Origin of the sequence: Pandoraea sp. XJJ-1 (assembly GCF_026802345.1) — a bacterium.
In the GTDB taxonomy this organism is placed as follows: Bacteria; Pseudomonadota; Gammaproteobacteria; order Burkholderiales; family Burkholderiaceae; genus Pandoraea; species Pandoraea cepalis.
The window spans coordinates 5153158-5174934 of sequence record NZ_CP113827.1; the positions used below are offsets into that span (position 1 = coordinate 5153158).

Consider the following 21777-nt stretch of genomic DNA (forward strand, 5'->3'; position numbering starts at 1 on the left):
CCCGAAACCCTCGGCGCGTCCGTCGAACCTCCTGCCCGCTCAATGTGCACCACGGAGAATCCAGTCGACCATCGTACGGATATCGGTTTCGGCGACCTGCGATTGCGGCGGCATTGGCATGCTGCCCCAATTGCCGGCGCCTCCGGCACGTATCTTCGCCACCAGTTTTTCAGCCGCATCCGGCTGCCCATGGTACTTGGTGGCGACCTCCGAGAAGGCGGGTCCGATCTTTTTGTCGGTCACGCCGTGACACGCCAGACAACCGTTCTTGTCCGCAAGCGTTGCTGCCGATGACGTCGCAGCGGCGGAATGGGCCGGCGCGTCCGAACTCGCCATGCCGAGCGTGGCGAGGGCCGCCGTCTTGCGCACCGACGCGTTTTGCGCGGCAGTGCCCGACAGCGGCGGCAGCTTCGTATCGACACCGCGCACCGGACCGATGATCCGGTTTTGCGCGGCCAGATCCCCATGCGCGTCGCGGGCGTACGCAGGGAGTGCGGACGTCACGATACCAGCCTCAGGACAATCCTGCATACACGCCTTGTTATGAGTATCCGGTTTGTCGCCCACGCGCCACATGCCATGCGCACGCGTCATCCCGTTGCGATTGGGCATCAGTTTCTGCACGTCGCCAATGGTCTTGTCCGACAGCACGAAGTCCGACGGCACGATCTCCGCAAGATTCAGGAGATAGGCGGTGACCGCGTATACCTCGTCGGGCTTCAACGAACGCGGCGCGTTCCACGGCATGGCGCGACGGATGTAATCCCAGATCGTCGAGATCGTATCGACCTTCATGAAGGTGGTGCGCACCGGCTGATTGTTCGCGCGCAGCGAGGCCACGTGCCCCGTCTTGATGTCGTCGGCGGTGGTGCCCCCCACCAGCGGATTGAACACCTCGTTGCTCTCGCCAAACGTGCCGTGACACGATGCGCAGCGCGCGTCGTACACCTTCTGGCCGTCGGCAACGGATCCCTGCCCTTTGGGCAACCCTTTGAAGTCAGGGCGCACATCGATGTCCCACGCGCTCAATTCCGCCGGCGTGGCATCGCGTCCGATCCCAGGTGGCGCCTTGATCGCGGGCTGGACCGGCGCCGCCTGCGCCGGGGCCGAGAACCAGGCCGCGACGGTCAGGCCCGCGAGCGTCAATGCGGCCACCCAGAGCACGGCCAGCACCACCGACTGCGCGCGCCGACGCATGGGGCGCTGCAACTTAAGTTCAATCGACGTGGACATTGGTCACCTCCCCGTTCGTCGCCACTTGCCACGTCTGGATTGCGTTGTTGTGATAGATCGACTTCGTGCCGCGCACTTCCCGCAGTTGCCGATAACGCGGTTGCACGAAGCCCGTCTCGTCCATGGCCCGGCTTTGCAGGAGCGCCGGCGAGCCATCCCATCGCCAATCGAAATTGAAGCGCGTGAGGCACTTCGGCAGCACAGGCGATTCGAGCCGCGCCGCGCGCCAGGTCTTGCCGCCATCGGTCGACACGTCGACCCGTTTGATGCGGCCCCGCCCCGACCACGCAAGACCCGTCACGTTGAAATAGCCGCGATCGAGCAACGCCTGTCCCCCGGAGGGCGACGTGATGACCGACTTGCACTCCTGGATCGACGTGTACTGGCGATGCTGGCCGTCCGGCATCAAGTCGACGTAATGGCTCGTTTCATCCTTGGTGTTCCACGGCGCGTCGCCGACCTTGATGCGACGCAGCCATTTCACCCACGACACACCCTGCACGCCGGGCACGACCAGCCGCAGCGGATAACCGTTTTCGGGGCGCAGCATTTCGCCGTTCATACCCCAGGCGACGAGCACGTCGGAGAGCGCCGCCTCCATCGAGATCGTTCGGGTCATACCGGAGCCGTCGCCGCCTTCGGCGAGCACGTATTGGCCGCGCTTGGTATCGGCGCCCACCTCGTCGAGCAGAACCGACAGCGGCACGCCCGTGAATTCGCAGCACGACAGCATGCCGTGCGTGTACTGGACGGTCGGCACGGCGGCATTGCCCCACTCCATGCCGGTGTTCGCGCCGCATTCGATGAAGTGCATACGCGACACGGACGGCAGGCGCATGATGTCGTCCATCGTGTACACCTTCGCTTCGCGCACGAGGCCATGCACCATCAGGCGATGCTGCGTTGGATCGATCTCCTGCCAGCCCTGATGATGGCGCTCGAAGTGCAGCCCGCTGGGCGTGATGATGCCGAACAGACCTTGCAGCGGCGTGAAGGCCACCGACGCCTGCGCCGTTTGCGTCAGTCCCGGCGACTGACGGCGTTGCAAGTTCGCTTCGAATTTCGACGGCATGCCGTACGGACGTGCCGCGACCGGCTGGCCGAGCGACGTGGCCCACGGACGCGGCTCGAGAATCATCGGATCCCCGGCGGTCTTGGGCGCGTCGGCGGCAAAGGCCGCACCGCCCGCGAGCGCGGCACCGGCGGCCAGGAAGCTGCGCTGCAGGAAATTGCGCCGGGTGGGATTCAACCCGTCGCGGGCAATGTCGTCGGCAAGCGTGCTGTCGACGAAGTTCTCCGGAGCCCGGCGCAAACGGCCGGCTCGCGATGCGCTATCGCTGGTCTTGCTCACCCTGTCTCCTCGCGTTTTGTGGCGTCCGCCAGCGTCGCGAGGACACGGACGGCTTACCGCTTGCGTTCGAATCGATATGTGCGGTCTGGTTGCCGCACTGACCTACGGGTATTGCCGTGCCGCAGTACTACGGTATTGCCACGGTCTGCTGCGTGCTTCAGTTGGCGCGTGGCATGAAGCCATCGACGGCACGCTCCGGCAGCGCCTCCTCCTCGAGTCGGCCGGCGACCTGCACGCACACCGCGCGGCAGATCTCGACCACCCCGGTATCCGCGATCGTGTAATACACCTGATTCCCGTCGCGACGCCGTGCCAACACGCCCGCCTGATACATTGCCCCGAGATGCCGCGATACATTCGTCTGCGACGATCCCACCTGCGTCACCACCTCGCTCACCGAGCGTTCGCCACCGCACAGCGCATGCAGAATCCGCAACCGCGTTGGCTCGGAGAGCAGGCTGAAGTAGTGCGACACCTTTTCGAATACGCGATCGAGTTCTTCCATGACGGTCAGTCTTTGAGTTCGTATGCTGGCACAAGGAATTTCGTATATGCCTAATGACGCATATACGGATAATCAAAACAATGCGCGTCGGACGCAAGCTGCACTGCAACACGTTGGCGACCGATGTCTCGTTGCGGAGGGCGCGCATTGGGCGTCGGTCAGACGCGCTGCCGTGTATATCCAGGGATATAGCGCTCCACCTCATATGCGTTTGCGCGACATGCAACGCCGAGCCTACCGTCAGGTGCAGCCGCATGCGCGACGACCCGACGGATTGGCGCATCAGGGAAAAACCCGATAAGAAAGTGGCGGGAGACAGCGTGCCAGAGCACGACATTTTGCGGACGTCGTCCGTGAGCGATGGCGGAATGGCGACGAATCGCCATCCCGTCTTACTCGAATTGATATGACCAGTTCGCATTGAACCGCAGCGGACGGCTCGGCGAGTTGGTCGGCGCGTCGGCCATCGGCTTGGCGACCGACAGGTCGAGCGAGTAGTACTTGCTGTCGGAGACCCGCACGCCCAGGCCCACGGAGGCGAGCTGGTTGTGGAACAACGGCCCCGAACTCAGATAGACGCGCGCCGTATCGAGCATCAGGTACGGCTGAATCGTCTTGAGGAAGCGGAAGTCGGTGCGGAACATCCGATTGAGTTCGATCGACGCCCCCCACCCCCTGTCCCCGGCGATTTCGCCGGCCGGATAGCCGAGGCCGAAGCGCTGACCGCCGAACGTCGCCTGCTCGGACGTCGGCAACGTGTTGGCACTGTACTGCGCGCCCGCCGCGACGACGACACCGAATTCCCACGGCAGCACGAGCCCCTGTTTGCCGTCGAGCGTGAAGCGCCAGAAGCCGAGATCGTAGGGGCCGAGTATTTGCGCGACGCCCGCCGGCTGCGTCGTGTACGACTGGCTCGCCCCCATCCCGGTAAAGCCCTTGAACACGCCGAGCGTGGCGCTGCGGGTCTGCTTCTCGGTGACCTCGTTGTACGCGAGCTGAACCTGCGCGGCCCGCACGTTCGTCTGCGAATTGATGTTGTTCGGCGAATTCGGTACTTCGTAGCGATCGCGCGAATTCACGCCGTACATGCCGCCGCTGACCGTCAGGTTGCGCTGATTGTTGAGCAGGATCGGGTACGACACGGTCACGGCGACACGCTTGGTGTCGAGGTGTCGCGTCAGACCGGCCAGCGCCTGATCGTCTGGCTGTCCGCGATAGTGCGACGCGTCCACGCGCGCCTGCAATCCGTTCGACCCGAGCGGCTGGATGTACGACCCCGCATAGAACTCTTCGTCGTTATGCCCCTTCGGGGCGATGGCCGTGAGCTGAATCTGTTCGCCGAGCGGGGTGAGCGCGTTGCTTGTCACCGTGAACACACCGCGAATACCGGGGTTGTTATAGGTGAGCGACGTGCCCAGCGCTACGGGTTGACGCGTAACGTCGAGCGAGAGTTCGGTCGCGCCGTCGGTCTGCGTGGGCGGTTGCACGTCGGCCTTGATCTTCATGCCGGGCACGAGCGTGAGCAGGTTCAGATAGCGCTCGAACGTGGCGCGCTTGAGCGGACGTTCCGCCTCGATGTGCGCGGCGATGTCGCGCAACCGCTGTTCCGACGGCCCCGGCTTGCCCGTGATTTTCGTGCTCGAGATATAGCCTTCAACGATCGTCACGCGCACGAAGCCGTCTTTGAAGTCTTGCGCGGGGACGAAGGCGAAGGACAGCAGATAGCCCGCGTCCTGATACATCTTCGTGACCTGATTGGCCTTTTCGACCAGATCGCCAATGGTCACTTCCTTGCCCGCCAGCGGCGCGAAGACCCCGGCCACGTCGGCGAACGGCAACGACTTGACGCCTTCGATACCGAAACGCTGTGGGGTCATCTTGCGCGCGAGCAGCGACTTGAGCGCGTCTTCCTGCGTCGGCGGCTGAATGCGAAAGGTGGCGGCGGGCGCCTTGGGCACCTCGATCTTTGGAATGCTTTGCAGCGGGTCGCCACGCACGGGGCTCCCGTCGGCCAAGGCGTCGTGCACGCTTAGCAGGCCAATGGAACACAACGATACGGCGACGACTCGAACGACCTTACGGCTTTGCGCCGACTTGACCGAATTCCCACGCGCGACGCGTGGCGCAAGACGGGCTGCTCCCTGGCGATGCGCCATCCCTATGCCCCTTGAATGCTTATTTTTTCGTGCGGCCAGTGTAACCGAGAGGCGTGAGGCCCAGTCAACGAAGGAATTTGCAGCGATGCGGCGCCCACACAACAACGCGATCACGCACTACGGCGGCACGGTCTTTGCGCCGCTTAGAGAGTCGCCTCCAAACGCGCTTCAACGACGGCGAATGCCACCGGAACCCGCGTCACGCCAGCATGTCGGCCCAGATGCCCTGTGCCCATGCGAGTCCCAGGGCGAATTCGTCCGGTGTGGCGCGCGACGACGCGCCACCTGTGCCCGGCACCGGGAGCATGGTGCGCTGCGCGGCGTCGTATCGGTGAACGCTGGCCACGTGCATCGCTTCGGTCGCCGAGACGAACGTGTAACAGGTGTTGCTGTAAAGCGGCTCCGGGTTGACCGCGCGCCCTGACAGGGCCGCCACGATGGCTGCGGCGCAAACCTTGCCGTGCTGGTTGGCCATATGGCCGGACTTGGGCATCTGCGGGGCGATCTGAATGGCGTCCCCCAGCACATGGATGTCGGGTTGCGCGGTCGACGCAAACGTCAGAAAGTCGACGTCGCACCAACGGCCGTTGGCCGTCGCCAGCCCACTGTCCACCGCGATATCGCCCGCCCGCATCGGCGGGATGACATTGAGCACGTCGGACTTGATTTCCTCACCCAGCTCAAAGCGCGCCAGCCACTTCGCACCATCGGCCGCGACTTCCGTGCAATTGAACTGCGGGTGGTACTCAACGATTCCGGCATATTGGGTGCCCCAAATCGCCTGAAACTGCTCGGCTTCCGCGAGCACCTGATCGTTGGTGTCAAAGACGAGCACTTTGGCACGCGGCTTGTGACGTTTGAGCCAGGCGGCGACCTGACACGCGCGCTCATACGGCGCGGGCGGACAGCGAAACGGCGCCTCGGGGATCGTGATGGCGACGACCCCACCGTCGGGCATCGCCCGCAAACGCGCGTGCAACGCGGCGCTTTCGCGGGCGTCGGTCCATCCCACCGGCAAGGCGTCGCGCACCGCGGGATCGGAGAGTCCGGCAATGGCCTCCCTACGCAGCGACACCCCTGGGGCGACGATGAGCTTGTCGTAGGAAAGGCGACCGCCATCGGCGAGCCGCACCTGTTGGTTGGCGGCGTCGATGGCCTGGGCGCGTGTGCGTCGCCAGACCACGCCGTGCCGTTCGACGAGCCTGTCGTAGGGCACTGTCAGGTCGCTTACCCGCAAGTGGCCGCCCACTACGAGGTTCGACAACGGGGCCGAGACAAAGGCGGGATTCGGTTCGACCAAGGTGACGTCTATCGTGTTGCCCGAGAGCATGCGCAACGCCTTGGCCGCCGTCGCGCCACCGAATCCGCCGCCGATCACAACGACACGGGCACGCGTCTTGAGCGGTGTCGGCCAGAGCGGCGCCGCCCATGCGCGGGTGACACCGGCCAGTGCGACCGTCGAGCCCATGCCAAGAAGAAAGTTGCGGCGGCGCATCGTGTCGGCCCTATCGAGGCGTTTGAGACGTTTGAGGCGTGCGCGGCGACGCTGACGCGCCCTTGCCCGCCGGCTGCGAGGCGAAGTACGCGGCGATGCGACGCAACTCGTCGTCGCGATAGCCTTTGAGCAGTTGGGGCATCAGCGTGGCGGTACGCTGCCCATCGCGCATGGCTTGCAACGCCGACATGAGTTCCGTCGCCGGGCGCCCGTCCAGCGCGGGCAGCGTTGCCTTGCCCGTGCTCACTGGCGCCGACGCGTTATGACATGTCATGCACGCCATCGCCCAGTCGCGGGCTTGCCAGTCGGGCTGGGGCGCCTGCGGCGCCGCCGGCTCGACGTAGACCGGGGAGGCGGCGCGCACGCCGGATACCGGTGCCGCCCATGCCGTCGCGGTGGCGACAACCCCGGTTCCGATCGTCAGAACGAGCGCCGCCGCGATGGCCGGCGTCACCCATCGCGCAGATGGACGAGGCAGACGATCGCGGCAGTCGGCGGCTGAGCCGGTAACGGCACGGGTGCGCACGCGCAGTGTCCGAGGCGCTCGGGTAGCGCGCGTCAGTTACCGGTCTTGTTCGACGGACCGGGCTTGATCGGTGCGTCGCTGATCGGCGCAGGCGAGGACAGCGGCTTGGCCGTGACCGTTTCGGTGTCGATCGGCGTGGTCGTGACCGCCGCGGCGCTCGAATCGTCAGTCACCGGGGCCGGGTTCTTCGAGGCCTCGGTCGAGAGGCGCTGCGCCTCTTCCGGCTTGATGTATTCGTACAGCTTGATGACCTTCTGCACCCCGTCGATACGGCTGGTCACGTTGGCGGCGATGCGGCCTTCCTCTTCCGACACGAGGCCCAGCAGATACACGTCGCCACGCTCGGTGACCACTTTGAAGACGTTGGCCGAGATTTCCTTCGTGTTGATCAGGTTGGCCTTGACCTTGCTGGTGATCCACGCGTCGTTCGAGCGCGAACCAAAGGAGCTGGCCGGTCCGATGGCAAGTTCGTCGACGATGCCGCGCACGTTGCTGATCTGCTTGACGATTTCGACGGCGCGCTGCTTGCTGGCGTCGTTCGGAACTTCGCCGGTGAGCAACACGCGACGGTTGAAGACCGTTACGTTGACGTGGGCGGCGTCTGGCAAGTTATTCGCGGTATTGGCTTCGGCCTTGATCTGAATTTCACGGTCTTCCGTCTGCGCGCCGACGGAACGGCGGTCGGTGGCGACGAGTGCGCCGGTCGCGGCACCGCCGAGAATGATGGGGGCACAACCGGCCAGGGTTGCAGCAATCAACGCCGCCGCGGCGAGCGGCTTGACCACGCGTTGGAAATTCATCGGGCATTCTCCTTGTTGGATGATCGAACGGGACGGCCCCCGCCGCGCCCAGCCGGCACCGCCCGCCCCCGCGGCGCAGTACCTGTCATGCTCTTGACGCCGAATGACGGCAATAGGTTCACGCTTCGCCGAACAGCATCGCGTCGACCAGGTCGCACAGGCAGTGAATCGTGAGCAGGTGAACTTCCTGAATGCGCGCGGTACGATCAGCCGGGACGCAGATGTGCACGTCCAGCTCACCCAGCGCCGCATTGACCTTGCCCCCGCCCTTGCCGGTCAGCGCGATCACGTGCATGCCGCGTTCGTGCGCCGCTTCAATGGCGGCGAGCACGTTGCCGGAATTACCCGACGTGGTGATGGCGAGCAGGACATCGCCCTCGTGCCCGAGCGCACGCACCTGCTTCGAGAAGATGGCGTCGAAGTTGTAGTCGTTGCCGATGGCCGTCAGGATCGACGAGTCCGTGGTCAGCGCGATGGCCGGCAATTCGGGGCGCTCGCGCTCGAAGCGGCCGACGAGTTCGGCCGCGAAGTGCTGGCAGTCGGCGGCCGAGCCGCCGTTACCGCAAGCGAGAATCTTGTTGCCGTTGGACAGCGCTTCGAACATGACGTCCGCGGCGGCGGCGATATATTCGGGCAGTGCGTCGCGCGCCGCCAGCTTGGTCTCGACGCTATCCGTGAAGTGTTGCTGAATTCGTTCGATCGACATGGTCGTTTGCCAGGGTGTCGCAAAAGCGGCCGGCCTTGCATGGGTGCCCGAGGGCACTCGCCTGCATCGGCCGGCGTTCAAAGGCCGTATCAGTCTTGAAAATCTTGAAAACGGCGCGTTCGCAAGTGTAACAGGCCGGCGGACACGGGTTTCGTCAGAGATCGTCGGCTCGGAAAGCGTCGGGCAGCCAGCGCACCACCGGCGGACGTCCGTCGAACGTCACCACGTCGAAACGACAACGCCCCGCGGGACGCCGCAGCAGATAGTGACGCGCGGCCAAGGCCAGGCGGCGGCGTTTGGCGCGCGTAATGCTCTCGGCGGCCCCGCCGAAGTCGCTGCGCGCGCGGGCGCGCACCTCGACGAATACCAGTACACCCGCGCAATCCCGCATAATGAGGTCGATTTCGCCGCCGCGACACCGATAATTGCGCGCGACGAGCCGCCAGCCGCGTCGCTCCAGCAACGTCTGAGCGTGGTCCTCGAACGATTCTCCTAACTGATTCGACATGGTTGTTCCGATGTTTACCGTTGCCGGCGCTGCCGGTGTTACCAACGCCTGTGTGCCCCGCACGGCAACGACGCCGTTTGCGGGAGTGCGACGCCATGGATGAGCGCCTGATGTCCCTGGCCGAGGGCCAGCATTACCCGGTGGGCACGCTGTACGTCGTCGCCACGCCGTTGGGCAATACCGCCGACATCACGGTGCGAGCGCTGTACATCCTCGGGATGGTTGACGCTATCGCCTGTGAAGATACGCGCAATAGCGCGCAGTTGCTCCAGCGGTATGGCATCGACAAGCCGTTGATTGCGGCCCACCAGCACAACGAAAACGAAGTGGCGACGCGGTTGGTCGAGCGTCTGCGGGGTGGCGAGCGCATCGCCTACATTTCAGACGCAGGCACCCCGGGCATCTCGGATCCAGGCGCGCGACTGGTCGATGCGGTGCGTGCGACCGGGCTCGGCGTGGTGCCGGTACCAGGCGCGAGCGCGGTGATTACGCTGCTCTCGGCGGCCGGCGCCTGGGTGGAGACGTTCACGTTCGTGGGTTTCCTGCCATCGAAGGCGCAGCAACGGGCCCAGGCGATTGCTGCGCTTGCAGGGGCGACCTCGGCGCAGGTCTTCTACGAAGCGCCGCATCGGATCGTAGAGACGGTCGCGGCACTCGCCGATGGATTGGGCGGTGCGCGCCGACTGTTGATCGGACGTGAGTTGACCAAGCGCTTCGAGGAGATTCACGAATGTGCGCTGAGCGAAGGCGTGGCCTGGCTGAAGGCGGACGCGAACCGTCAGCGTGGCGAATTCGTGCTGGCGGTATCGGGCGCGGCAGCGAGCGCTAGCGAAGATGGTGTCGACGCCGAAGCGCAGCGCGTGCTCGCGTTGCTGGTGGCTGAACTGCCGACGAAAAGTGCCGCGAAGCTCGCCGCCGCGATCACCGGCGCACCGAAGAACGCGCTTTACGAGCGAGCGCTGGCGCTCAAAAATGGTTGATCGCCCCGCGTGGGATACGTTTTTTGAGGCCTAAAGATTCGGACGTTTCTGGAGAAATTCTCAGCGACTCCCCAAACTCTCCCCTCGATATTCCCTCTATGATTGGCTCGATCTCAGGGTCTCGGCTGGTACGCGTCAGCGAATCGGCCGCCTCCCCCCGGGCCTGATGAGATGTCACATGAAAAACATCCTTGCCCGCGCATCGATCGGAATCAGCGAATTGAAATCGAACCCCAGTGCCGCCATCCATCGAGCCGATGGCCCCGTCGCCATCCTGAACCGGAACACGCCGGTCGCCTATCTCGTCCCCGCAGCGGATTGGGAAGCGATCTGCGAGCGGCTCGATGACGCTGAACTCGCCGACCTTATCCGTTCACGCGCCGGCGAAACGCCGGTGAGTACCCAGCTTGACGACCTATGACCTGCAGTTCCTACCCTCTGCCCTCAAGGAGTGGCAGGCGCTCGATTCCACGATCCAGCGCCAGTTCAAAGCGAAGTTGCAGCAACGGCTGCAAAGACCCCAAGTTCCCGGCAGTCGGCTAAGGTCGATGCCGGACTGCTACAAGATCAAACTCGCATCGGTGGGATACCGGCTCGTCTACCGAGTCGACGACAAAGCCGTCACCGTGTTGGTGGTCGCCGTCGGCAAACGAGAGCACCTTGCGACTTATCGCACGGCCCGAAAACGCGTTCAGTGACGCCGCCGATAATGAAACAAACCCGCCGAAGCGGGCTTGTGTCCTGACATTCCAACGCGTTAGCTCAGCAGCAGCGCGTCATCATCGAGCTGTTCGCCGCGGGTGCGTTCGAACATCTGCAGCAGATCGGGAACGTCCAGGCCCTTGCGTTCCTCGCCCGACACGTCCAGCACGACCTTGCCCTGATGCAGCATCACGGTGCGGTCGCCGTAGTCCAGTGCCTGACGCATGCTGTGCGTGACCATCATCGCCGTCAGCTTGCTCTCTTGCACGATGCGTGCCGTCAGTTCCAGCACAAACGCCGCCGTCTTGGGGTCCAGCGCGGCCGTATGCTCGTCGAGCAGCAAGATCCGCGACGGCTGCAACGACGCCATCAACAGGCTCACCGCCTGACGCTGACCGCCGGAGAGCAGCCCGATACGGTCCGAGAGCCGGTTTTCCAGCCCAAGGTTGAGCAGGCTCAGCTTCTCGCGGAACCGCTCACGCAGCTCCCGATTCAGCGCGAACCCGAAACTCCGGCGTTCGCCCCGCTTGACCGCCAATGCCATGTTTTCCTCGATGGTCAGCGCCTCGCAGGTGCCGGCCATCGGATCCTGGAACACGCGCGCCACCTGACTCGCCCGCTGCCACGCCGTCTTCTTCGTGACGTCGTTACCGTCGATCGAAATCGTGCCCGAATCGACCCGCAAGTCGCCGCTGATGGCATTCAGGAACGTGGACTTGCCCGCACCGTTCGAACCGATCACGGTGACGAACTGGCCCGTCGGGATGTCCAGCGACATGCCGCGCAGCGCACGGTTCTCGATGGGCGTGCCCGGATTGAAAGTGATCTTGAGGTCTTTTGCGCTCAACATGATCAGGCACCTCCGTTCTTGCGGGGGAACAGCTTGCGACGCGTTGCCGGCAGCACCAATGCCACCGCCACGAGCAATGCCGTCACCAAATTCAGATCCTGCGCCTTCAGGCCGATGAAATCGCTGTTGAGCGCGAGCGCGATGAAGAAGCGGTAAAGCACCGCACCGACGACCACCGCCAACGTTGTGAGAATGAGGCGTCGGGCCGGCAGAATCGTCTCGCCAATGATGACCGCCGCCAAGCCAATCACGATGGTACCGATCCCCATCGAAATGTCCGCGCCGCCCTGCGATTGCGCGAACAACGCACCCGCAAGCGCCACCAGCGCATTCGAGAGTGCCATGCCCGCCAGAATCTCGTGACCGGTATTCACGCCTTGCGCCCGCGCCATGCGCGAATTCGCGCCTGTCGAGCGCATCGCCAAGCCCTGTTGCGAAAGGAAGAAATAATCCAGCCCAAGCTTCACCACGATGACCACGCCCAGCAGCAACAACGGACGCGTCACATAGTCCGGCAACCAGGACACGTTGTCCGGCAGGAGCATCGTAAAGACGGTCGGCGAGGTAATCAGCGGCACGTTCGGTGCCCCCATCACCCGCAGGTTCACGGAATAGAGCGCGATCATCATCAGGATACTGGCGAGCAGATCCATGATCTTCAGGCGCACATTGAGCCAGCCGGTGATGAAGCCGGCCAGCGCGCCCGCCGCCATCGCCGCCACGGTCGCGGCGAAAGGATTGGTGCCGCCGGCGATCAGCGTAGCCGCGACCGCGCCGCCCAGGGCGAAGCTGCCGTCGACGGTCAAATCAGGGAAATTGAGGATGCGGAAGGAAATCAGCACCCCGAGCGCCACGAGACTGAAGATCAGACCGATCTCCAGGGCGCCCATCATAGAAAAAAGAGACATTGTCGTAATTCCACTGCGCAAGACGGCCCATGCCGGGTCTCGGCATCAGCGCTCACACGGCCGACGTCGGCCAGTTCGGGGCATCGCCGGTCGTTGTGCGACCGCTGTCGGGGGGAGCCGTCCCACCCATTCGATAGGAAAAGAGCGGCGGGGACAGAGGGTGTCCGGGCGCCGCCCTGTCGCGCTGCGGTGAGCCGGGGAGGTACACCCCGCCTTACCGCGCTCACGCACGCTTTACTGCCTGATGACCGTCTTGGCTTCCTTCACCAGATCGTCCGACAGCGTCACGCCTTGCTTGGCGGCCGCCGCCGTGTTAACGAACAGTTCCAGATTCGAGCTGGTCTGCGAGGCAATCGCCCCCGGCTTCTCTCCCTTCAAGATGCGCCCGACCACCTTCCCGGTCTGACGGCCCAGGTCGTAATAGTTCACGCCCAGTGCCGCAATGGCGCCGCGCTTTACGCTATCGGTATCCGACGCGACCAACGGGATCTTGCGGTCGTTGGCCACCTTCACCAGCGATTCATACGCCGACACGACGTTGTTGTCCGTGTTCGTGTAGATCACGTCGACCTTGCCGACCAGGCTGTTGGCCGCCGAACTGATGTCGACGGTGCGGGGCGCGGCCGCTTCGACCAGCGTCAGTCCGGCAGCGGGCAGCAACTTCTTCAGCTCGTTGACGACCACGACCGAGTTCGCTTCACCCGGGTTGTACACCATGCCGACACGCTTGGCGTTCGGCACGACACGCTTGATCAGCGCGACCTGCTTGTCCAGCGGCAGCTTGTCGGACACGCCGGTCACATTGGTGCCCGACGGCGCCCAATTCTTGACCAGTTGCGCCGCGACCGGATCGGTCACGGCCGAGTAGACCAGCGGCACGGACTTGGTCGCGGCCGCCACGGCCTGCGCCGTGGGCGTGGCAATGCCGATGATCACGTCCGGCTGGTCGCCCACGAACTTGCGGGCGATCTGCGCGGCCGTACCGACGTTACCCTGTGCGCTCTGGTATTCCCACTTGAGGTTCTTGCCGACCTCGTACCCTTCCGCCTTGAGTTCGTCGCGTGCGCCATCGCGGATGGCGTCCAGCGCCGGGTGCTCCACGATCGCCAACACGGCCACCGATTTTGTTCCCTGCGCGAAGGCCGCGCCGGTCGTGCCCAACAACGTTGCGGCCACGGCGCACAGCAGGGTGCGCTTGGCGAATTTGCCCATCGTCGACATCAAAACTCCTCCAGGAATGCTCTTTGATAGGTGCGCTGAGCCCGTGTCTCGCCGGGTCTCATTCGGATGCACACAAAACGTGCACTGGCGCGTGGGGCACAGTCTACCCACATCCCCCTGAGCGAACAACGGTTGCCAACGCAACCGCCTGAAAGGCCCGTGGAATATCGGGCTGCGCCGAATCGCTGGCAGATTGATGCGGCAATCGGAAAAAAATTAGTCGATTTGGTCGTCAAATTTCCGATGTGCGCACATTCGTGCGTGGCATTCGCCCTATCAGATGTAGCAAAAATCGGAATAATGCGCGATTTTTTACACAGAATAGATGGATTTTGCACAACAAATGTGCGGCGAGCATCCCCCGGCTTGGGAAGCCATCAACGCGATTTCAGAATTGGCCGTCGGGAAACGAGGCGCCGCGACGACGCGCGTACGCCGCGTGGCGTCAGGGCGCGTTCTTGCTGTCGTCCAGGCCGAGGGCAGCGACTTCGGTGCGGGAGAGGCGGCGTATTTCGACCTTGGCGTGGCCGGCGCGGATAAAGCCGAGCTGCTTGGCCGCCCCGTAGGAAAGGTCGATGATGCGATTGTGCGCGTAGGGGCCGCGATCGTTGATTTTGACGACGACGGTCTTGTTGTTGGCGATGTTGCGCACGAGCGCAAAGCTGCCCAGCGGCAAGGTCGGATGCGCGGCGGTCGGCTCGTTCATGTCGAACGTTTCGCCGGTGGCCGTGCGACGTCCATGAAACTTCTTGCCATACCAGGATGCCATGCCAGTCTGGTAAAACGTGCCGGCGTCGGCGCGCAGATGCGCTTCGCCGTCGCGATCCGGCGCTTCGGGATCGCCCGGACTGAGACCTTCGGTACGATACGACTTGCCGGGCCACTGCAGATCGAAGTTCGACCCGACGGGCGCGTTGGCTTCGCGCGCACGGGCGCGCGCGCCTGTCGCCGAAGCGGCGGCAGCCGTGGGGCTGAGGGGTTCGAGCGGCGTTGTGCAGGCTGTCAACGTCAGGGCGAGGGCGCAGCCGACCGCGAACCGTGTGAGGATCTCGCGTGTTCGCATAGCGCGCAAGTTTAACACGACGCAAAATGCAACCTATCAGCGAGCGTTCACTTACTCGCCGAGACTCGCTGAATCAGCATCGCACAGGCTTGGTCAGTCTCATCGGACACGGCTCGCTCAAGCGCTCCGACCCGCTTGGCGAGCAGCGCTCGGGCGTGTCGTCGATTGCGACGCGCCCGGCGGGTCCCCTCGCGCCCGAATTACAATAGGCGAAAACTGCGTCCCCGATATCCCATGAACGTCACTCTGATTCCTGTCACGCCTTTCCAGCAAAACTGCACCCTGCTCGTCTGCGATGCGACGAAGCGCGCCGCCGTGGTCGACCCCGGTGGCGACATCGACCGGATCCTCGGCGAGATCGAACGCCAGGGCGTGACGCTCGAGAAAATCTTCCTGACGCACGGCCACCTTGACCATTGCGGCGGCGCGGGCGCACTTGCCGAAAAATACGACGTCCCCATCGAAGGTCCGCATCCCGACGACGCGTTCTGGATCGACCAGCTTCAGACACAAAGCGCGCGCTTCGGCTTTCCCGAACCACAGCCGTTCACGCCCGACCGCTGGCTGGGTGACGGCGACACGGTCACGTTCGGCGAGGTCACCCTCGACGTGCTGCATTGCCCGGGGCATACGCCGGGTCATGTCGTGTTCTTCTCGGCGGACGAGCGTCTGGCCAGCGTGGGCGACGTGCTCTTCGCCGGCTCCATTGGCCGCACCGATTTTCCGCGCGGCAACCACGCCGACCTGATCGCGTCGATCCGCAACAAACTCTGGCCGCTCGGCAACGACGTGACCTTCATTCCCGGACACGGCCCTGTCTCCACCTTCGGTCAGGAACGTCAGACCAATCCGTACGTGGCCGATACCGTGCTCGCCGGGAGCGCCGCATGAGCGAGGCCGTGTCGCGTACCCCCTCGCGCATCATCCCCGCCGACGAGGAGATTTTCGTCAGCACCGACGTCGAGGCCGACGGCCCGATCCCCGGCCCGCATTCGATGCTCAGTTTCGCGTCGGCGGCCTACACGGCCGACAAGGAGCTGATCGGTACGTTCAGTGCCAATCTCGAGTGCCTGCCCGACGCGAAGGGGCATCCGCTGACGATGAAATGGTGGAAGACCGAGCCAGACGCGTGGGCGGCCTGCCGCGTCGATCCGGAAGACCCGACCAAGGCGCTCAAGGCGTATGTGAAGTGGGTGGAGAAGCTGCCGGGCAAGCCGGTGTTCGTCGCCTATCCGGCAGGCTTCGATTTCACGTTCATGTTCTGGTACATGATGCGCTTCGTCGGTCGTTGTCCGTTTTCATGGTCGGCGCTCGACATCAAGACGCTCGCGTTCGCCATGACCGGCATGCCCTACCGCAAGTGCATCAAGCCGCGGCTGCCGTCCGTCTGGCTCGACCCGCTGCCGCACACGCACGTGGCACTCGACGACGCGCTCGAACAAGGTGCGCTCTTTTGCAACATGCTCGCCGAGCTGCGCGAGCAGCAGAAGACGTTGACCGAACTCCCCGGTTGGCGCGGCGCCGGACTCACGGCGAATGCCGACGCGCCGGTGTTCAGGTCGCCCGCAGCACAAGCGGCGGCCGAGGCGGTAGCGCACGCCGAATCGCCAGACACCGGCCCCGGCAAGGACAGCGCGGCGCACGGCTGAGCCAGGACCTCGCGGTGCCATGCGCGAGGGGCTCGACGCGCATGGCGCGGGGACCGCTTCCGCCGTCGGTCGATTACAGCACCTGGCTCGCCAAGTCGGGCGGACGCGCAATCACGGCCTTGTCGCCGTTGACCACGATGGGTCGCTGCAACAACTTCGGATGCGCCGCCACGGCGGCGAGCAACGCGTCCTCGGTCATCGCCGTGTCGGCCAAGCCCAGCTCGGTGTACTCGGTTTCGTTGCTTCGGATCATCTCGCGCACCGGCACGCCGAGTAGGTTGTGCAAACGCTTGAGATCGGCGAGCGTCGGCGGGGTCTTCAGATACTCGATGATCTGCAGATCGCCCCCGCCCACCGCCGGCGACCCCTCCACCAGAGCCAGCGCTTCGCGCGACTTCGAGCAGCGCGGGTTGTGATACACGGTAATCATGATCCCTCCAATACGTTCAAAAGGCGTCAGGCGCGACGGCGTCGTGCGCGCCTGAAACAGGCGCTGGCGAGTATGCATGGTATCGACGGATACCGCCACTCGCCGACATCCGGGTCCACATCGACACCTACGTGTTAACCGCGCTGCGCGGCGCGCGTGGGCCATCTAACATAGGCAATGAGGGCTTCGCGTTGTGTCGAGAGGCGCTTCGCGCGGACGAATTCGCGATCTGCGAGACCGCTCCCGCCCGGTAGATGAACAAGAAGACCCGTGTCGCGAATGTTGCGGGAGACGATGTATGTATGCGCAACCTTCTCAATGCCGGCGGACGCCGCATGCCGCCGGAGGCTTCACCGTCATCGCCTGTGTTCTGGCGGTGTCGGGCTGCGCCAATCCGGATTTCGAGCCCAAACAGCCGCTCATCCTCAACATGACGCCCGCCCGGGTCCCATACACGGCGCTCGATCAGTACAAGATCGCCGCGGCGCAACGCGTGACGGCGGTCAACGCCCGCCAGATCACGCCGGGCAATCCCCAGCCGATGCTGCGCTCGGTGGTGTCGCTCGAGTACTGGGTAGACCGCAGCGGGAACATCACGAGCGTGGCGCTGTATCGCAGCAATGGCGACCAGGAAGCGGAGCGCATCGCGGTGGCGAGCTTGCGACGGGCCAGCCCGCTGCCGATGCCGAGCCGTGCGCTGGTCGACAGCAGCGGCCGCGTACGCGCCGTCGAAACCTGGCTCTTCAACGATGACGGGCGCTTTCAGTTGCGCAGCGTGGCCGCGCCTCAGATCGACGGGCAGTGATATCGTGACAGGCATCGATCCACCCTGCCCGGCCCGCGCCGGGCGACGGAGATGCTCATGCCGCGATTTGCCGCGAACCTGACCCTGCTCTATCAGGAAGTGCCGTTTCTGGAGCGTTTCCGCGAGGCCGCAAGCGACGGCTTCCGGGGCGTGGAATGCCTGTTCCCTTACGATCATCCCGCACAAGAGGTGCGGGCGCGTCTGGACGACGCGGGGCTCACGCAGGTGCTGTTCAACACCCCCGCCGGTGACTGGGCCAACGGCGAGCGCGGGCTGGCAGCGCTGCCAGGGCGCGAAGCGCAGTTTCGGGACGGCCTCGAACGCGCGCTCGACTACGCCGATACGCTGGGCTGCCGCCAACTGCACGTGATGGCCGGATGCCCCGACCCCGCCGCGTCGCTTGAGCGCTGCCGCGACGTTTATCTCGACAATCTCGCCTACGCGGCCGGACAGGCTGCCGCGCATGGCGTCACGATTCTCATCGAACCGATCAATCCGCGTGACTTTCCGCGCTATTTCCTGACACGACAGGATCAGACTCAGGCCATTCGCCAGGCGGTCGGCGCGAGCCATCTCAAGGTGCAGTTCGACGTATATCACTGTCAGATCGTCGAGGGTGACCTGGCGGTCAAGCTACGCCAGCACATCGACAATATCGGCCACGTGCAGGTGGCAGGCGTGCCTGCGCGTCACGAACCCGACACCGGGGAAGTCAACTATCCGTTTCTCTTCCGTCTGCTTGACGAACTCGGCTACGCGGGATGGGTCGGGTGCGAATATCGCCCGCAGGGTGCGACGCGCGCCGGACTCGGCTGGCTCAAACCGTGGCTCAGGGCCACCCGATAAGCTGTTGAGTCGCCGCGACGACCATGCCGACCACCGGTCGGCATGTCGCTTACCCATTTACGCAGGGATAAATCGATTTCCGAAAAGTAAATCGGAGAGCGAAATAATCGTTGGGATGACGACGAAAGGCGTAGGAAAGATGTAGGTGTGCGCAGGCAAAAAAAATGGCGGGACACGTAGGCCCGCCAAAACCACACGCTACGGGGTTAGCGCGAGGAGACCAGATTCAGAGCACTGCATCGAACCACCCTGCAGATCGCGCCGGGGGACGCGTTCCGCCGATACAGTCGCGCTGCGGTGTTACCGGGGGATAAGCACATCAGCGTTGAAAAGCATTTTGGTGGAAACGTATGGGGGGAGGGGTAACAAAGTGTTTCAGGTTGTAACACCTGAGACCTTCGCGCGACCCTTCATGCTGCCGCTTCGCCTTCTCCGGCATGGGTTTCCGGCGTATTGACGGATGCTCCATTTGGTTCGTGATCCTGAGTAACTCGCCCGGCGAAGCATCGACACGGACGATGCCCGCCCGAGCCGGCCCATCACATCGGTCGCAGCATCGGCGCCGCCGCCGCGTTTCACGTGCGCGCCGTCAATGTGCTAAGTTCATTCCTTGTGCGTGGCAACAAAGTGGGCATCTGACATCCGAAGACACGTCAACGCCGCGGATCGGCAGCGCACCGAGAGCAGCAATTCCGTCAACGACCGCACCGGCCCCGTCGGGCCGCATTCGCATGCAAACCATGGAACGTTTGGGGCAGATACTGGCGCGCGACCGCGTCATCGGGGTGGTGGGCCTGTCGCCGCGGCCGGACCGGCCGAGCTACACCACATCGCGCTACATGCAACAGCACGGATACCGGATCGTCCCCATCAACCCGCAAGCGGCCGGCGCGACGATTCTGGGCGAGCCCGTTTATGCGAGCCTGGCCGAGGCGGCCGACGCCTTGCGCGCCGAGGGCCTGCGGATCCAGATGGTCGACTGTTTCCGTCGCAGCGGCGACATTCCGCCCATCGCGGATGAAGCCGTCGCCATTGGCGCGACCAGCCTATGGATGCAGTTGGGCATCGAAAACGACGACGCCGCAGCCGTCGCGCTGGCGGCAGGGCTGGACGTCGTGATGGACCGATGCGTCAAGATCGAACACCAGCGCTGGCAGATGCAAGCGGGCCACCCCGCCGGCGCGGACGCCCGCCCGCCGGGACAGCCGCTTCCGAAACGCTGAACCGCCGACCTCCAACGCCGCCAAAGACCCGCTGACATGACCATTGACGCCGATCTACTCGCCTATTACGACCAAATGGCGCGCAAGTACCCCGCCACTGCCGACAACGGCGCGCCAAGCGCGCAAGACGTGCGTGCCCGGTTCGCCGCCGTCGCCAACGAGGCCTTGCGCCCGTTGCCGGCGGGATTGCGCAGCGAGACCTTCGACATTGCGCTGCCGGGCCGCACCCTGCGCGCAAGGCTCTATCGCCCGGTCGAACGCGAAGTGCCGCTGGTGGTGTTCTTCCACGGCGGCGGCTGGGTCGTGGGAGATGTCGACACCCATGGGACGTTGGCTGCCTTCCTGGCGCAGGACGGCGACGTGGCGGTGTTGAGCGTCGATTACCGGTTGGCGCCCGAGCATCCGTTCCCGGCGCCGATCGACGACGCGCGCGACGCCTTGGCCTGGGCGGCCGAGCAGCGCGCGCGGCTCGGCGTGCGCGTCGACCGTCTGGCCGTGGCGGGCGACAGCGCCGGCGGCCACTTGGCGGCGCAGGCGGCGGCGTGGTTCAACGATCGACATCCGGGGATTGTGGGGGCGCAGTTGCTGATCTATCCGGTGGTGCAGTACCGGTTCGATACGCCGAGTTACGAGCGTCTGGCGAACGGCGTGGGCCTGACACGCGACGAAATGCGCTGGTACTGGAAGGAATTTCTGGGCAACGTGGCACCGTCGGCAGACGACGTGCGGGTCAATCTCACCGCGCAAGCGCCGCGTCACGCCTTGCCGCACGCCTTGGTGATTGCGGCGGAATACGATCCGTTGCACGACGAAGCGGTGTCGTACGCCCAATTCGTGGCGAGTTCAGGTGGCCGGGCGGAGGTCATCGAGGCGCCCGGCCTGACGCATAGTTTCGCGAGGTTACAACCGTTCGTGCCGCAGGCGAGGCTGGTCATGCACGACGCGGCGCAGCGTCTGCGTGACTGGCTGGGATGACCCGCGCGGGACTCACGCCGTCACTTCAGCCACTTGTCGACGACCTTCTGATATTCCCCGGTCTTCTGCGCAAGATTCAGCCACTGGTCGACGTATCGCTTGAAGATGTCGTCGCCGCGCGGCAGCAGGTAGGCCTTCTCACCGAACTGCAACGGCTTGTCGGGGTTGACCGGGCACAGTGACGGATTGAGCTTGTGCTGCAACAGCGTTTCCGAGGCGTCGGTGACCATCACGTCGGCTTTGCCGTCGACGATCTGCTTGAAGATCGTGACATTGTCCGGATAGATCGTGAGAGTGGCGTTCGGCAGGTACTGGCGGGCGAAACGTTCGTTCGTGCCGCCCGGGTTGGCGATGACGCGCGTACTCGGTTTGTTCAGATCGGCAAGCGTCTGGTACTTCGCCACGTCGGCGCAGCGCACGATCGGCGATTTGCCGTCGACCATGACCACGTTGCTGTAATAGGCGCGCGCCGCCCGATCCAGCGTAACCGACACACCGCCGACGGCGATATCGCATTTGCCGGCGGTGAAGTCGTCCATCAGCCCCTTCCAGGTCGTCGGAACGATCACCGGCTTCACGCCGAGCGACTTCGCCAGCGAGGCGACCAGATCCACGTCGATGCCCTCGACCTGGCCATCCGGGCGTCGATACGAGTAAGGCTTGTAGTCACCCGTCGCGCAGGCGCGCAGCGTGCCCGATTTGACGATGTCGTCGAGCCGGGAGTGGATGGCGGGGGTCGCGGAAGGGCTCACGACAGCGGCCGATTGCGCGTGGGCCGCAGCGCCGGCGAGCACCGCCCCGGCCACGAAGGCCGCGCTGGCGGCCGTCAACATGACTTTCATGCT

Annotated in this window: 24 protein-coding genes; 9 read left to right on the top strand and 15 right to left on the bottom strand. The window is 64.5% G+C overall.

The annotated features are described in order from the left end of the window. Positions 1-39: 39 nt before the first annotated feature. From OYT13_RS23875 to OYT13_RS23915, 9 genes are all read right to left on the bottom strand, one after another. The gene (locus OYT13_RS23875; protein ID WP_017233578.1) at positions 40-1233 is read right to left on the bottom strand and encodes a c-type cytochrome; all 1194 of its coding nucleotides are present in this window, start codon (positions 1231-1233) and stop codon (positions 40-42) included. Further along, positions 1217-2584: a sulfite dehydrogenase gene (soxC, locus tag OYT13_RS23880; protein WP_268567040.1), complete on the bottom strand. Its 1368-nt coding sequence runs from the start codon at positions 2582-2584 to the stop codon at positions 1217-1219. The genes OYT13_RS23875 and soxC overlap by 17 nt, the downstream gene beginning before the upstream one ends. Before the next feature lie 157 nt (positions 2585-2741). After that, entirely contained in the window at positions 2742-3089 is a 348-nt protein-coding gene (locus OYT13_RS23885; RefSeq protein WP_017233580.1) for an ArsR/SmtB family transcription factor, read from the bottom strand. Positions 3090-3481: 392 nt separating this feature from the next. Beyond that, on the bottom strand, positions 3482-5245 hold the full coding sequence (locus OYT13_RS23890) for a ShlB/FhaC/HecB family hemolysin secretion/activation protein (RefSeq protein WP_268567041.1): 1764 nt from the start codon (positions 5243-5245) through the stop codon (positions 3482-3484). A gap of 199 nt (positions 5246-5444) precedes the next feature. Further along, a complete protein-coding gene (locus OYT13_RS23895) occupies positions 5445-6740 on the bottom strand; it encodes an NAD(P)/FAD-dependent oxidoreductase (RefSeq protein WP_268567042.1) in 1296 nt (431 codons plus the stop codon). Positions 6741-6750: 10 nt separating this feature from the next. Beyond that, positions 6751-7266, bottom strand: coding sequence for a c-type cytochrome (locus OYT13_RS23900; protein WP_261939593.1), 516 nt, complete (start codon positions 7264-7266; stop codon positions 6751-6753). Positions 7267-7298: 32 nt separating this feature from the next. Beyond that, on the bottom strand, positions 7299-8066 hold the full coding sequence (locus OYT13_RS23905) for a BON domain-containing protein (protein WP_017233585.1): 768 nt from the start codon (positions 8064-8066) through the stop codon (positions 7299-7301). 118 nt (positions 8067-8184) lie between these two features. Then, positions 8185-8772: a phosphoheptose isomerase gene (locus OYT13_RS23910; protein ID WP_017233586.1), complete on the bottom strand. Its 588-nt coding sequence runs from the start codon at positions 8770-8772 to the stop codon at positions 8185-8187. A 154-nt stretch (positions 8773-8926) separates the two neighbouring features. Beyond that, positions 8927-9280 (bottom strand): YraN family protein, encoded by a 354-nt coding sequence (locus OYT13_RS23915; RefSeq protein WP_017233587.1) that lies wholly within the window; start codon positions 9278-9280, stop codon positions 8927-8929. 95 nt (positions 9281-9375) lie between these two features. Here OYT13_RS23915 and rsmI point away from each other — a divergent pair, with 95 nt between their 5' ends. From rsmI to OYT13_RS23930, 3 genes are all read left to right on the top strand, one after another. Beyond that, entirely contained in the window at positions 9376-10260 is an 885-nt protein-coding gene (gene rsmI, locus OYT13_RS23920; RefSeq protein ID WP_017233588.1) for a 16S rRNA (cytidine(1402)-2'-O)-methyltransferase, read from the top strand. A 178-nt stretch (positions 10261-10438) separates the two neighbouring features. Beyond that, a complete protein-coding gene (locus OYT13_RS23925; RefSeq protein ID WP_017233589.1) occupies positions 10439-10681 on the top strand; it encodes a type II toxin-antitoxin system Phd/YefM family antitoxin in 243 nt (80 codons plus the stop codon). Further along, positions 10668-10958: a type II toxin-antitoxin system RelE family toxin gene (locus OYT13_RS23930; RefSeq protein ID WP_017233590.1), complete on the top strand. Its 291-nt coding sequence runs from the start codon at positions 10668-10670 to the stop codon at positions 10956-10958. The genes OYT13_RS23925 and OYT13_RS23930 overlap by 14 nt, the downstream gene beginning before the upstream one ends. Positions 10959-11017: 59 nt before the next feature. Here the strand turns inward: OYT13_RS23930 and OYT13_RS23935 are convergent, their stop codons facing one another. The 4 genes from OYT13_RS23935 to OYT13_RS23950 form a co-directional block, all read right to left on the bottom strand. Then, positions 11018-11812 (bottom strand): ABC transporter ATP-binding protein, encoded by a 795-nt coding sequence (locus tag OYT13_RS23935; protein ID WP_017233591.1) that lies wholly within the window; start codon positions 11810-11812, stop codon positions 11018-11020. Between the two features lie 2 nt (positions 11813-11814). Further along, positions 11815-12720, bottom strand: a complete 906-nt coding sequence (locus OYT13_RS23940) for an ABC transporter permease (protein ID WP_150564763.1) — start codon at positions 12718-12720, stop codon at positions 11815-11817. A 234-nt stretch (positions 12721-12954) separates the two neighbouring features. After that, on the bottom strand, positions 12955-13941 hold the full coding sequence (locus OYT13_RS23945) for an ABC transporter substrate-binding protein (RefSeq protein ID WP_017233593.1): 987 nt from the start codon (positions 13939-13941) through the stop codon (positions 12955-12957). A gap of 445 nt (positions 13942-14386) precedes the next feature. Continuing rightward, positions 14387-15004 carry a septal ring lytic transglycosylase RlpA family protein gene (locus OYT13_RS23950; protein WP_017233594.1) on the bottom strand — a complete coding sequence of 206 codons (618 nt, stop codon included), beginning with the start codon at positions 15002-15004 and terminating at the stop codon, positions 14387-14389. A gap of 234 nt (positions 15005-15238) precedes the next feature. On the opposite strand from OYT13_RS23950, the gene OYT13_RS23955 reads away from it, so the two are divergent. Next, on the top strand, positions 15239-15895 hold the full coding sequence (locus OYT13_RS23955) for an MBL fold metallo-hydrolase (RefSeq protein ID WP_268567043.1): 657 nt from the start codon (positions 15239-15241) through the stop codon (positions 15893-15895). After that, entirely contained in the window at positions 15892-16653 is a 762-nt protein-coding gene (locus OYT13_RS23960) for an exonuclease (RefSeq protein WP_268567044.1), read from the top strand. The genes OYT13_RS23955 and OYT13_RS23960 overlap by 4 nt, the downstream gene beginning before the upstream one ends. 73 nt (positions 16654-16726) lie before the next feature. Here the strand turns inward: OYT13_RS23960 and arsC are convergent, their stop codons facing one another. Then, entirely contained in the window at positions 16727-17083 is a 357-nt protein-coding gene (gene arsC / locus OYT13_RS23965; RefSeq protein WP_268567045.1) for an arsenate reductase (glutaredoxin), read from the bottom strand. Between the two features lie 298 nt (positions 17084-17381). Here arsC and OYT13_RS23970 point away from each other — a divergent pair, with 298 nt between their 5' ends. From OYT13_RS23970 to OYT13_RS23985, 4 genes are all read left to right on the top strand, one after another. Further along, positions 17382-17888, top strand: a complete 507-nt coding sequence (locus tag OYT13_RS23970) for an energy transducer TonB family protein (protein WP_017233598.1) — start codon at positions 17382-17384, stop codon at positions 17886-17888. A 57-nt stretch (positions 17889-17945) separates the two neighbouring features. Beyond that, positions 17946-18734, top strand: coding sequence for a 2-oxo-tetronate isomerase (gene otnI / locus OYT13_RS23975; RefSeq protein WP_268567046.1), 789 nt, complete (start codon positions 17946-17948; stop codon positions 18732-18734). 731 nt (positions 18735-19465) lie between these two features. Then, on the top strand, positions 19466-19957 hold the full coding sequence (locus OYT13_RS23980) for a CoA-binding protein (RefSeq protein WP_261939590.1): 492 nt from the start codon (positions 19466-19468) through the stop codon (positions 19955-19957). Positions 19958-19993: 36 nt separating this feature from the next. Then, complete coding sequence (locus OYT13_RS23985; protein ID WP_261939589.1) at positions 19994-20932, top strand: alpha/beta hydrolase; 939 nt, start codon at positions 19994-19996, stop codon at positions 20930-20932. A 20-nt stretch (positions 20933-20952) separates the two neighbouring features. On the opposite strand, the gene OYT13_RS23990 is transcribed toward OYT13_RS23985, so the two are convergent. Next, on the bottom strand, positions 20953-21774 hold the full coding sequence (locus OYT13_RS23990) for a transporter substrate-binding domain-containing protein (protein ID WP_442796442.1): 822 nt from the start codon (positions 21772-21774) through the stop codon (positions 20953-20955). Positions 21775-21777 lie beyond the last annotated feature (3 nt).

What these genes read in the sequence shown, in the direction of transcription:
- OYT13_RS23875 (WP_017233578.1), bottom strand. Translation starts at nt 1,233, where the DNA reads ATGTCCACGTCGATTGAACTTAAGTTGCAGCGCCCCATGCGTCGGCGC.
- OYT13_RS23885 (WP_017233580.1), bottom strand. Translation starts at nt 3,089, where the DNA reads ATGGAAGAACTCGATCGCGTATTCGAAAAGGTGTCGCACTACTTCAGC.
- OYT13_RS23890 (WP_268567041.1), bottom strand. Translation starts at nt 5,245, where the DNA reads ATGGCGCATCGCCAGGGAGCAGCCCGTCTTGCGCCACGCGTCGCGCGT.
- OYT13_RS23895 (WP_268567042.1), bottom strand. Translation starts at nt 6,740, where the DNA reads ATGCGCCGCCGCAACTTTCTTCTTGGCATGGGCTCGACGGTCGCACTG.
- OYT13_RS23905 (WP_017233585.1), bottom strand. Translation starts at nt 8,066, where the DNA reads ATGAATTTCCAACGCGTGGTCAAGCCGCTCGCCGCGGCGGCGTTGATT.
- OYT13_RS23910 (WP_017233586.1), bottom strand. Translation starts at nt 8,772, where the DNA reads ATGTCGATCGAACGAATTCAGCAACACTTCACGGATAGCGTCGAGACC.
- OYT13_RS23915 (WP_017233587.1), bottom strand. Translation starts at nt 9,280, where the DNA reads ATGTCGAATCAGTTAGGAGAATCGTTCGAGGACCACGCTCAGACGTTG.
- rsmI (WP_017233588.1), top strand. Translation starts at nt 9,376, where the DNA reads ATGGATGAGCGCCTGATGTCCCTGGCCGAGGGCCAGCATTACCCGGTG.
- OYT13_RS23925 (WP_017233589.1), top strand. Translation starts at nt 10,439, where the DNA reads ATGAAAAACATCCTTGCCCGCGCATCGATCGGAATCAGCGAATTGAAA.
- OYT13_RS23935 (WP_017233591.1), bottom strand. Translation starts at nt 11,812, where the DNA reads ATGTTGAGCGCAAAAGACCTCAAGATCACTTTCAATCCGGGCACGCCC.
- OYT13_RS23940 (WP_150564763.1), bottom strand. Translation starts at nt 12,720, where the DNA reads ATGTCTCTTTTTTCTATGATGGGCGCCCTGGAGATCGGTCTGATCTTC.
- OYT13_RS23945 (WP_017233593.1), bottom strand. Translation starts at nt 13,941, where the DNA reads ATGTCGACGATGGGCAAATTCGCCAAGCGCACCCTGCTGTGCGCCGTG.
- OYT13_RS23950 (WP_017233594.1), bottom strand. Translation starts at nt 15,004, where the DNA reads ATGCGAACACGCGAGATCCTCACACGGTTCGCGGTCGGCTGCGCCCTC.
- OYT13_RS23955 (WP_268567043.1), top strand. Translation starts at nt 15,239, where the DNA reads ATGAACGTCACTCTGATTCCTGTCACGCCTTTCCAGCAAAACTGCACC.
- OYT13_RS23960 (WP_268567044.1), top strand. Translation starts at nt 15,892, where the DNA reads ATGAGCGAGGCCGTGTCGCGTACCCCCTCGCGCATCATCCCCGCCGAC.
- arsC (WP_268567045.1), bottom strand. Translation starts at nt 17,083, where the DNA reads ATGATTACCGTGTATCACAACCCGCGCTGCTCGAAGTCGCGCGAAGCG.
- OYT13_RS23970 (WP_017233598.1), top strand. Translation starts at nt 17,382, where the DNA reads ATGTATGCGCAACCTTCTCAATGCCGGCGGACGCCGCATGCCGCCGGA.
- otnI (WP_268567046.1), top strand. Translation starts at nt 17,946, where the DNA reads ATGCCGCGATTTGCCGCGAACCTGACCCTGCTCTATCAGGAAGTGCCG.
- OYT13_RS23980 (WP_261939590.1), top strand. Translation starts at nt 19,466, where the DNA reads ATGCAAACCATGGAACGTTTGGGGCAGATACTGGCGCGCGACCGCGTC.
- OYT13_RS23985 (WP_261939589.1), top strand. Translation starts at nt 19,994, where the DNA reads ATGACCATTGACGCCGATCTACTCGCCTATTACGACCAAATGGCGCGC.
- OYT13_RS23990 (WP_442796442.1), bottom strand. Translation starts at nt 21,774, where the DNA reads ATGAAAGTCATGTTGACGGCCGCCAGCGCGGCCTTCGTGGCCGGGGCG.